Origin of the sequence: Metabacillus sp. YM-086, assembly GCF_048059995.1 — a bacterium.
In the GTDB taxonomy this organism is placed as follows: Bacteria; Bacillota; Bacilli; order Bacillales; family Bacillaceae; genus Metabacillus; species Metabacillus litoralis_B.
This window is the reverse complement of sequence record NZ_JBLUOI010000036.1, coordinates 39,478-50,381: the sequence shown is the minus strand read 5'-3', so window position 1 is coordinate 50,381 and position 10,904 is coordinate 39,478. Positions and strand designations below refer to the sequence as shown.

Below are 10,904 nucleotides of genomic sequence, written 5' to 3'. Positions count from 1 at the left end.
GAATTATTCTATAAAGAAGAAATTGAACCGTATAAGAAAAGAGGTATCCAACTCTTAAACCTTCGTAATCTTACAAGGCAACAAGAGACCATTTCAAGTATCTCTTCGCAAACCAAGATACAGCTTCTAACAGTACTAGATCAGGTATTTCCTGAGTATAGAGGGGTCTTTGGTGATTTGTATTCGAAAGTATCTTTACAGACTCTTTCCTTGTTCCCTACTTCTGAACATGTATTAAGTACTACAGAATCAGTATTAACTGAAAAGATTGTATCGTTATGTACAAGACGTTCTGAAAAGTGGGTGAAGCAGCATTACGAAATCCATTTCAAAGCAATTTGTATGAAAGCCTTATTTTTAATTTAAAGATGTTAATAGCCATTGTTCTTCAATACCAAGAGCATCTATCACAACTTGAAGCAGAAATAGATGCCCTCGCTAAAGAAATGGAAGAATATAAGATTATCCAGTCTATCCCTGGTATCGGAGGGAAGATTGCGGCAACAATCATATCCGAAATTGGAGAAATAGATCGGTTTAATCACCCTAAAAAATTAGTTGCCTTTGCAGGAGTAGATCCAAGCGTTTACTCTTCTGGACGATTTACGGCAACCCAAAATCGGATAACGAAAAGAGGATCCAGAAGGCTAAGGCAAGCATTATTTATGGCTGTATACTGTGGAATTCGAGATGCCCGAAAGCAAAAGACGAGTGACACTGTTATTCCTAGGAATAGAAAATTAAGAGAGTTTTACGATAAAAAACGCAACGAAGGTAAACCCTATAGAGTAGCAAGTATCGCTTGTGTTAATAAGCTTTTACACTTAATTTACGCACTTTTAAAGAACAAAACTACTTTCCAAGAATTAGCTTGGAGACTATATTTATCAATATAAAACAAAACCTTCCAAATATGAAGATAAGGAAGGTTATTTAGCATACTCATTTTTAGTATATCATCATTATTTTAATTTTTTTATTGAAAAATGTTGACAACTATTAGCTGGTTTCGTAATATCTAATTTTCTCTTTATTTACCCCACTTTTATCAGCAAGTTTACTAATAAGATAACTCAAATAATTCACCCCATAACAAATTTAAACCGTGTACCATAGTACACGGTCAAGTATATTATTTATTTTTCTTCCTCAAGTATCCTGCTGCATTCATTAGAAAAGACTATCTTTTAAAATAAAGATATTCCTCTTCATATAATACGAAAAGTTTATGAACAAACTACCTGTTTGCTTCCCTCGCTTCTGCATTTTGTTCATTAATTCATAAGTAGGAAAAGTCCTATTCATATATTTTAGAATTAGAGACTAACATAATCGATAGAAATTAAATTCTCTCTCTTTTACTCTTAAACCTAAACAATAATTTCCCATTAAATAAAATTAATGCACTGTTTGCCAATAATATTCACTTATAACATTTCCTAATAAATCTGCAGTACGGTAAAGCTCATCAATTCGATTTTCTACTCCACCAATTTCAATAATGACACTATTAGGAGATAAATCTTGATTATATACACCGTTACCTTGTTCGCTACTTTTAATAATTACACCCCTCGATAAACCCGGGTAACTTTTTTCGATCATATCATTAATTGAATTAGTGAATTTTAGATTCTCCTCGTAGTTTTCATGTGAACTTCCAATTACAAACGAAATCTTCGCATAGGTATTCCCGTTAATAGTAGTTGTTGATAAATTTCTAGGCAATGAATCGCGATGAATATCAAAATTCATTTCTAAATCTGGATTAAACTTCATCTCATTCAGCACGATTTCTCTAGACAATTGATATGAGCTTCCAAAATCCAAATCCCGTTCCCCAAGAATACTGATGATATCAACGTCACTTACTCTATTCCCTATTCCATTCTGTTTCAACACATTTCCTAAGCGGTCTCCAACTAGGGTTACATTGAATTTTGAATGGTAAGACATCTCGGGTGCTGTGCCCTTTTTAAAATAAGGTAAGAAGGATTCACGATTATGAGAAGAGTAAATAAAAACAACCTTTCTGCCGAATGTGCTATGAAATTTGTTTTTATCTATAATTGGCACTCTTGGCTCTTTAAAAATATTATCTAAATGTGCATTTATTTTTAATTGGTCTAAGGCCCCATCATTATTAAGAGCTTCTTCCTTAGGGACTATTTCTTTTCCACTAACTTCCATTAATTTCTCTTCACCTTTAGACGCACTAATTATCTTTGAAGTAGTCCCAGCAGTTAAATGCATTTTCGGAATTTCACTATTATTACCTTGCTTTTTTTCAAAAGTAGTTTCTTTATCATTCATATCTTTTAAAAGAAAGAAATGTATGTAAATTAATAAACTTATCAATAAACTAACTGAAATAACTATTAAAAGCTTTAAATCTTTTTCACTTAAGTTTCTCACTATAATACCTCAATTAGTAGTTATTTATTATATTTATCGGTTTAAATAGAGATAATGTTTATATTAATAACATGATTAAATAAAGCTGAGAAATTAAGATATATTTAAAAATGCATTAAATAAGGGGCTTTTTTTGGAAGAAAAGCAGAATATTTTTTCTAATACTTGCTCACTTTGGAGTCATTTTAATTGCAATTGTGCAATTGGGTTAACTGGTCCCAGTACATATTCAGTAAAGAAACAATATGTATTAAATGAAGGGGTTAGGAAAATACCCTTCATAACTTTAATCTACTGCAATTTCAAACAACTTTAAATACTAAAAAAAGAAATGTAGACCCTTTGTCTACATTTCTTTCAAGAATTTTTTTAGAATCAGAGCATCGGCGTCAAAATTATGATTTAAGTCACACAATTATTAGATATTTAATATTGAACAGAGTATTTGCTTGATATTATCTAAAGTGAACTCTTTCTTCGTATATCAACTCTTTTATACACTCTTTTGATTGATTAAAAATATATTGTTTTTGTTTGTTCAAACATTATTCAGTCGGTGATAATTCACTTTCTGTTACCCATTTGTGATTTTTAACTTCTTCTCCACCGGTAGTTGGAGTGAAATCAACCATATAAACTGTCGTTGCCTCGGCTGAAGTAATTTCAGCTGTTGCTCCATCCATGCCTTCCATATGAGCTGCATCTATTGTGATTTCTGTTCCAGGTTCTAAAGGTTCTTCACCAGCGTCTGGAATTTCCTCGTGAATAACCCACTTATGGTTTTCCACTCTTTCTCCACCAGTTGTCGGAGTATACGAAATAGCATAAACGATAGTATCATAGGCACCTACAATTGTTGCTTTGGCACCCTTCATCCCTTCCATGTGTTCTGATTCGATAATCGCTTGACTTCCAACCCCATAGGTTGGATTTTCTGCTACTTTCAAATCTTCAGGAACTTCACCAGAGCTAGAATGGTTCATGTTACTATGATCCATTCCATCCATGTTCTCTGTATTTTCTGTGCCTTCTGTGTTTTCATTATTAGGGTCGGAGCATGCTCCTAATACTAAGAAAAGGGCTGCTAATAATGATAGTAATGCTGATTTTTTTATTCTTTTTGTCAACATGTAAATAACTCCTCCTTTGACATTTGACAATACCATATCAACAAAATGTGCAGAAATTATGGAGTAGGCTCAATTTTTTAACTAAACCCCAGGTAAAATACTTGACCATGACCATACATAAAAGCACAATCAATGCAAAATTGCGCACTTAATAAAACGAGAAACTTTATAGTTAGAGTTCCTAGACCTTTTCAAGGTTAAATGCTTTTGTACTGAATTCAAGCCCCTATTTTGTAACAATTTTTTATTTATGGGCTGCACTTACTAGATGTACAAATTCATTTCTATGCTTTTCTTAAGCAAAATGAGTATTCATTGACCCTATTCATGAACTCCGATAGTTTATTTGAATTCCAGTCCTACATTTTTAAGTATTATCAAGTTCCCTGCACAAAATCTTCAAACATTTAGAGTAAAATAAAAGTACTTAATTGAAAATAGGTGAATTCTGTGAAAAAACTTTCAGTAAAACTTGGAATATTATTCTTTCTGATTATTTTTGGTTTGATGACATTTATTTTTTTCTTTCTACACGAGGGAATTGTTGATTCCATGGTTGAAGAAGAGCTCAATGCTCTTCAAGCGAGGGGAAATTCTCATAGAGCTATTCTTGAAGAACAGTTTGATGTCGAAACGATAGATCATGTTGTTTTAATGGAGTCTGAATCGAATACGGATGTTGTGATTACAGATATAACTGGAAAGGTGCTCGACACTTCCTCTCCAATTAACCCTTTTAAACAATACCTAAAGACACCTACTTCTAATATTCCTAGGAATGGGCAGATCGTGGAAGGAAATTGGAGTGAAGAACCTTTTATTGCAACCGTCAGTCCTATTCAAACTGACGGACAGCTTATCGGATATATATACATGTTTCAAAATACAGCATCTGTTCATTCTTTAATTCAACGGCTAAATGAGCACTTTATTTTGGCAGGATGGATTTCCGTTATTCTCACTATTATTATTATTATTTTTCTATCAAAAGGAATCACAAAACCGCTTATTAAAATGAAAGAAGTTACCTCACAAATCAGTAAAGGGCATTTTTCTGTTTCCTTACCGAAAACGTCTGATGATGAATTAGGGGATTTAGCTAAATCAATTGAATTATTGGCTACAGATCTGAATTATTTAAAACAGGAACGTAATGATTTTTTAGCAAGCATTTCCCATGAACTTCGGACTCCTCTAACTTATATCAAAGGATATGCAGACATCGTATATAAACGTAATCTCTCTAGTGAGGAAAGAGGGAAATATTTGGAGATTATAGTAGAAGAAACGAATCGTCTGTCTCATTTAATTAAAGGGCTATTCGAATTAGCTAAAATCGACAAAAATTCCTTTGAAATTCAGGAAGACTACATCGATTTAAGCAAGTTTATTACAAAAATTGAGCAGAAGTTCTCTCCTGCTTTTCTAGAGAAAAATATGAACTTTAAAGTTATCTGCCCTTCAGGCACAGTTTTAAGAGCGGACCCATTGAGACTTGAACAAATCATTTTCAATTTATTAGACAACGCAATGAAATACTCTAATGAAGGGGCACAAATCATATTACAAGTATGGAAATACAAAAATTCTATTCATATCTCTGTTCAGGATAACGGAAAAGGGATACCTGAAAAAGACATCCCTTATATCTTTAATCGTTTATATCGAGTTGATAAATCTCGATCACGATCTCTTGGAGGTATGGGACTTGGTCTAGCGATTGTAAAAGAGCTTGTTCACGCACATGGTGCCGAAATTAATGTAAAAAGTAAGGAAAATGTTGGTACAGAATTCGAACTAATTTTTAAAGGAGATCAGTAGAATGAAAACAATTTTATTAGTAGATGATGAAACGTTGATGCTAGATTTATTATCCTTGTACTTGTCACCATTGGGATACAACTGTATTAAGAAAGAATCAGCAATTGATGCAATTGAATACTTAACATCACATTCAGTAGACCTTATTTTATTAGATGTTATGATGCCAGACATTGACGGCTGGAAAGCATGTCAGGAAATCCGAAAATACTGGGATACCCCCATTATTATGCTGACCGCTATGAGTGAAAAAACGGATATTGTAAAGGGATTAAAGAATGGTGCAGATGACTATATTTCCAAACCTTTTGACGAGGAAGAGCTGACTGCAAGGATTGAGGCAGTTTTGCGAAGACAAAAGAGTGAAACTGGGAAAATCTTATTTCGAGGCCTTTCTCTGGATCATGATTCTTTTCAAATGCATTATTCCGGAACGGAAATTTCATTAACACCTAAGGAGTTTGGGATGATGAGTTTATTTCTGAATAACCAGAATAAAGTTTTTACTAGAGAACACTTAATAACTTCTATTTGGGGATATGAAGTTTCAACTGAAGACCGGACGATTGACTCTCACGTTAGAAACTTACGTGAAAAGCTTCGAAAATCCGGTTTTCCCTCTGATGATCACTTGCTCACAGTCTGGGGAGTTGGATATAAATGGGCTGGAAAGGAATAAAAAGTGAAAAATCCCTTACTTGAATGGTTATCCTCTAACCCTCCTAGCAGTTTTAATAGGTATTGGGTTCAATATTATTATTGCTATTATAGGAATACTGCCAAACGCCTTATTCATTTTAAGAAACCTGATGACTTTTCAATATTTCTTCTACTTAGATGTTTGCCAATGTTGAATGACTTATAAAGCAGAATCAGTTTCCTTTTGATCTCAGTTAAATAAAACCTCAAAAATCAGGGGCAAGTTGGGGACTGAATGGGATGATGACGGTTTCTGGGATCCATACTTTTTACATCATTTCTTTAACATTTGGTTTTACAACGACCATGTTGCTTGGTTTTGTATACATGGATTTCTTTTTACCATACAGCTAATGCTCAAATTAGGGTAAACATGATAAATATACACAGAGCAAGTCTATTCCCTTGAAAACAAGGAAAATCGATTTGTTCTAGAATTGTTGTTTTTTTATTGGTTAGACCTAGGAAAGTATGACATACTAACACCAAGTTCATCGTCATCTCGTTTCTAAATAGTTTCATTTCCACTGATGGGGCAAGCGCTCTAAACGCCTCTCCTTCCCAGAACGATTTAGAGAATACAGGTGAGTCAATATTGGTTAAAGGTGACTCAGTAACAGGTTTACTATTAAACGAATAATTCCCTACTTCTAGGTAACAATAAATTTTTGGAAAGGAGGGATTATCATGGATAATAAACAACAACTCCAAGAATGTATTAATGAATGTGAAAGCGCAATGAGACACTTAAATAACGCTATGTCTAAAATGAGCAATGAACGTTTACAACACGCTTCAAGAGACTTACAAGAGTGCATCAATGAGTGCCGTAGCCTGTTGTAATCTACATGACCACCTATTAATCTGTAGGTGGTCATTTTTTCGCAAAATTCAAAAACGTTTTAGCACAAAAAGAACAATGAAATCAACAACAGTGACACACAAGATATTGATCCATATGGATTCTATATCAACTAATTGAATGGTTAGTGCCTTTGCGAAAGTGACAAAAAGGGCAAAGTAATTTCGTGCCTCAAATGTTTTCACAAATTCCAACTATATAAGCATCGCCTCGAAGCATATTCAGTGCCTTCAAGATCTTTTAAACTTTCTCGTTCCGATTTCCGAACGTCTAGAAACTGCTGTATAGCAAGTGTTAGTAAGGTCCCTTCTATTTTTTTCTTTAATTAGAATGAAAGTTTTACAACAATTTCTTGATCATTTAAGATTTCTAATAAATTGTCAATTATACTCTACTTAAAACCTTTAATTTTATGTACACTTAAAAATGAATGATCCTGTTACTCTTTGATAATATTGTTTTCTAGTATCCAGAAGTTATTATAGGGGTACCAATCGTAACATCAATTAAATCATCCTTTTGATTTTTCCTAAGACCTATTTGAAGATTAATTTTCTTTTCATTTATCCTTAATGTATATGACTCCAAAAGATTAGTATATGCAGATAATGAAACCAAATCATCTTCAATTAATCCTTCCACAAAGGTACCAGAGAATTCTCTTAAGAGAAGATCCCCCTCATCCCTTAATTCAAAGCCATTCTTTTCTTTCATTGTGCCTTTAAGAGTATAAAAGACTTCATTTTGTCCGTTAATTTCATTTTTAAAGTTAGCATTAATAAATTCCCATAATTCTTTATTCCAAGTTTGACCCTTAATTTCATAAGAATGATATATTCTGTACTTATTCCCTACAAGAAAGGCAGTAACTTTAACTCGCATCTCTATTTCTTTTGGTTCGATTTGTTTGTAACCAACTGTAATATAGTGCTGTTCTTCACTGCCTTCATCACGTCTAATATCCCACTTATATCCTTCTTCATCTTTTTGTATTCTTTCTATTTCTCTTTGAATATCTTTTTCACTGGTTACATCCTTAACCGGTTTCATTATATAAATTTTCCATGAATTTAATGTTATTTTTTCCTTTTGAACAATTTCTGTTAACTCCAATAATCCATTTGTATTACTTTGACTATTAACTGCCCTGTTTGTATAGAAAAAGCTTAATAGTATGAGAAATACTATAGTCATTTTGATAGATTTCATAAAAAACTCACCTCACGATTATCTTTACCTTTTCGTGAGGTGAGTATACATATTTTCTATTAATCTTTTAACTTTTTAAAATACCTTAATTTACGTCCAGTAAGTTAAAGTATCTAAAATCCCAAGTATAATCATTATCCAACCTGCTAATTTTTGAACGACTGAACCAAGTTTTCTCCCTTTCTTTTTCATTAACTTTCCACTTAATTCAAAATACCAGATCAGAAAAATTGCAATAATCAAAGGCAAGGATGTTCCGATGGCAAAGATGGTTGGTAATACTGCCCCATAAGATACTGACACAACCATCGGCATTAAGCTTACAAAAAATAATACAAACATTGTCGGACAGAACCCTAACGAAAAGCTAACTCCCATTAAAAAGGAGCCAAGCTTTCCTTTTTTCAGAAAACGATCTGGTATGCTCCCAAGTGATAAAGACTTCCTAAACTTAATGAGCCCAATCATAAATAATCCAATAAATATTAATATAGGTCCAACTACCCTACGTATCCATGGAAAATAGAGAGTCAATGTTGATTCAAACTCACTGCCTAATAACCAAACAACAAGGCCTAGACCTGAAAAAACGACAATTTTTCCTAAAATAAAAAGGACTACCTCAGACCAGGCCATACTTTTTTGTACAGACTTATTTCCATATATCGTAATAGCCCCTAGGTTACCAGTAAATTGGCAAGGTGCTAAAGCACCGATAATCCCTAAAATAAAAGCTGAAAGAATAGGGATGCTTTCTGTAGTATACCTAAGAGTAAGAAAAGGTTGACTAAGGAAATTACTTATTTGACTAAAGAATTCATACATCTTTCCCTCTCCTTTTACTCATTAAACCGTACTTCACCTGGAACAACAATCGTGTATTGATAGGTATTACTATCACCATTTTCTTTTATTGCTTCAATCTCCATAAACAATGTTCCGGCTGCATGGATAATATTACCTGTTATTTTAAAAGTGTCCTCATCTATCTTAAAAGCATCATACTCAACACTATAATCCGGTGGCATCGTGATTTTAACCCTTATATTCTCGACATCACTTTTTCCTTTTAGGTCTATAGTTAAGACGTTAAGTCCTGGCTTTAATGGAGACATTTTCACCTCTAAATCTTGTTCATTTTTTTCTCCTTCAGGATATATACCCTGTTCAGCAGCACTAGGAGTTGATACCACTAAAATCGAAGCAAATAATAAGATAAGTATGCCATACACAATTTCATTAATACCTCTTATTTTAAACTTAGTTACCATATTTACAGTGAACCTTTTAATCGTTCTTCTTTGGAGATATCCTACCAAAACAACTAGAATCGTTAACACTGCTTTTACGATAACCGCTTTTCCCCATTGACTATCGAGGAAACTTTCAATTGAGAAGGAAGGAATATAACGGATTGTCATTATGATCCCAGAGAAGATTATAACAATAAGACTCCAAAAGGCTAATCTAGAGAATTTCAATGCAGACTTCCCGATAAAATCAGAAACCTCATTTTTCTTAACAAGCGTAATTAATGCCAATAAGCCGCCCATCCAAATTGATGCCCCAAAAAGATGCAATTCATTTATGAAGATAGTAAAGTAACCTCCATAACGAGGATACGAGGCATGCCCCATCACAAATGGTGTCATAAATAACGCTAGTCCAAAGGCAAAAGTCTCAATTCTTCTAAACATCAATCCTAGTAATAATAAAATGACTTGGATAATTGGTACCAAGATAAATTTTAATGTGAAGAACTCTTTTAAAGGTAGTTCTAGTAACTCCATTCTTTGCTGGAGAATTAATAGAGTAACACCAGCCATTGTCATGAAAATTAAACTTAAAGAAATAAACTTCCATTCACTATCCTGTTTAAGGTTTTTTGAAATGATTTGAATAAATAAGCTTGAGCCAAATAATATCGATAATCCAATAAAAACGAGCCAATAGCCAAGTTGCTTTAATCCCATATCTGGAAACCATGCATTATGAACAGGTGTACCCTTTGAACCCTCTTCGATTGGTGTGAACTCATCCACAGCAAAATAAAAAACATCGAGACTGTCTGGTTGATTACTAGAAACCCTATTGCTTGGATGTGCATACCATGTTACTTGATAGGTCCCTTTTGCTAACGATTGATCGAATTCTACTGTTATGTGGGTGGGATCTAATGGATCCTGGTATGGTTCCTTTAATTTCACTGGCTGTTGGTTCTTGTCAAAGACTCCGATGGCTGAAAGTTCTGTCTCTTGGTTAAACCATAAATCAATCTTATCAAGACTGCCTTTGATGATTTGTCCATCATTAGGTATCTGCTTATTTAACTTCAATGGACCCTTTTGATTAGACCCATCCTTAAGAACTTCATCCTTAAGAACCTCAAAAAAGAATTTTTCTGTTATGATATCTCCATCTAAAGCTATCACGTTAATTTCAATATTATATCGATTAGCTGGCAATGGTTCCTTCAATTCACCAATAATATGAGTTTGATTGTTAGGATCTATATATGTGTTACCTAATTGAAATGACCTACCCGATGAATCTATTATTTTCAAAGCTTTAGAATGCAGTACAACAGGGTCCTTAAACCACAATTCTATGGTAGAAGGGCTAGTTTCCACCTTTTCTCCGCCTTCAGGAAGTGTTCTCACTAAAGAAGAATGGGCATACGCAGAAACTCCCGGGAATATATTTAATATAAAAATCGAAACAAAACTTAACATTATTAAAAACTTTACTGACCTACTCACTTGTCCTAC

The 10,904-nt window shown here is 33.5% G+C and carries 9 protein-coding genes and 1 pseudogene; 4 read left to right on the top strand and 6 right to left on the bottom strand.

The genetic code is table 11. The features are described 5' to 3' along the window. Positions 1-896, top strand: a pseudogene (locus ACEWK1_RS15860) (IS110 family transposase); the annotation flags it as partial. A 502-nt stretch (positions 897-1,398) separates the two neighbouring features. Here ACEWK1_RS15860 and spoIIP read toward each other — a convergent pair. Both spoIIP and ACEWK1_RS15850 read right to left on the bottom strand, forming a co-directional pair. Continuing rightward, complete coding sequence (gene spoIIP / locus ACEWK1_RS15855; protein WP_212137854.1) at positions 1,399-2,415, bottom strand: stage II sporulation protein P; 1,017 nt, start codon at positions 2,413-2,415, stop codon at positions 1,399-1,401. Between the two features lie 545 nt (positions 2,416-2,960). Continuing rightward, positions 2,961-3,545 (bottom strand): YdhK family protein, encoded by a 585-nt coding sequence (locus ACEWK1_RS15850; protein WP_098799775.1) that lies wholly within the window; start codon positions 3,543-3,545, stop codon positions 2,961-2,963. A 450-nt stretch (positions 3,546-3,995) separates the two neighbouring features. On the opposite strand from ACEWK1_RS15850, the gene ACEWK1_RS15845 reads away from it, so the two are divergent. From ACEWK1_RS15845 to ACEWK1_RS15835, 3 genes are all read left to right on the top strand, one after another. After that, positions 3,996-5,366 carry a HAMP domain-containing sensor histidine kinase gene (locus ACEWK1_RS15845; RefSeq protein WP_098799774.1) on the top strand — a complete coding sequence of 457 codons (1,371 nt, stop codon included), beginning with the start codon at positions 3,996-3,998 and terminating at the stop codon, positions 5,364-5,366. A gap of 1 nt (position 5,367) precedes the next feature. Next, positions 5,368-6,045: a response regulator transcription factor gene (locus tag ACEWK1_RS15840; protein WP_098799773.1), complete on the top strand. Its 678-nt coding sequence runs from the start codon at positions 5,368-5,370 to the stop codon at positions 6,043-6,045. Between the two features lie 707 nt (positions 6,046-6,752). Then, the gene (locus ACEWK1_RS15835; protein WP_176551259.1) at positions 6,753-6,908 is read left to right on the top strand and encodes a hypothetical protein; all 156 of its coding nucleotides are present in this window, start codon (positions 6,753-6,755) and stop codon (positions 6,906-6,908) included. Positions 6,909-7,108: 200 nt separating this feature from the next. Here ACEWK1_RS15835 and ACEWK1_RS15830 read toward each other — a convergent pair whose 3' ends face one another. From ACEWK1_RS15830 to ACEWK1_RS15815, 4 genes are all read right to left on the bottom strand, one after another. Then, positions 7,109-7,213, bottom strand: coding sequence for a hypothetical protein (locus ACEWK1_RS15830; RefSeq protein ID WP_251406362.1), 105 nt, complete (start codon positions 7,211-7,213; stop codon positions 7,109-7,111). A 176-nt stretch (positions 7,214-7,389) separates the two neighbouring features. Continuing rightward, positions 7,390-8,136 (bottom strand): YwmB family TATA-box binding protein, encoded by a 747-nt coding sequence (locus ACEWK1_RS15825; protein ID WP_098799772.1) that lies wholly within the window; start codon positions 8,134-8,136, stop codon positions 7,390-7,392. Positions 8,137-8,226: 90 nt separating this feature from the next. Further along, a complete protein-coding gene (locus ACEWK1_RS15820) occupies positions 8,227-8,961 on the bottom strand; it encodes a sulfite exporter TauE/SafE family protein (RefSeq protein ID WP_212137852.1) in 735 nt (244 codons plus the stop codon). A 14-nt stretch (positions 8,962-8,975) separates the two neighbouring features. Continuing rightward, positions 8,976-10,895 carry a copper resistance CopC/CopD family protein gene (locus tag ACEWK1_RS15815; RefSeq protein ID WP_098796835.1) on the bottom strand — a complete coding sequence of 640 codons (1,920 nt, stop codon included), beginning with the start codon at positions 10,893-10,895 and terminating at the stop codon, positions 8,976-8,978. Positions 10,896-10,904 lie beyond the last annotated feature (9 nt).

Excerpts from the sequence above, each read along its gene's own strand:
- ACEWK1_RS15840 (WP_098799773.1), top strand. The coding sequence starts at position 5,368 with ATGAAAACAATTTTATTAGTAGATGATGAAACGTTGATGCTAGATTTA.
- ACEWK1_RS15825 (WP_098799772.1), bottom strand. The coding sequence starts at position 8,136 with ATGAAATCTATCAAAATGACTATAGTATTTCTCATACTATTAAGCTTT.
- ACEWK1_RS15835 (WP_176551259.1), top strand. The coding sequence starts at position 6,753 with ATGGATAATAAACAACAACTCCAAGAATGTATTAATGAATGTGAAAGC.
- ACEWK1_RS15820 (WP_212137852.1), bottom strand. The coding sequence starts at position 8,961 with ATGTATGAATTCTTTAGTCAAATAAGTAATTTCCTTAGTCAACCTTTT.
- ACEWK1_RS15850 (WP_098799775.1), bottom strand. The coding sequence starts at position 3,545 with ATGTTGACAAAAAGAATAAAAAAATCAGCATTACTATCATTATTAGCA.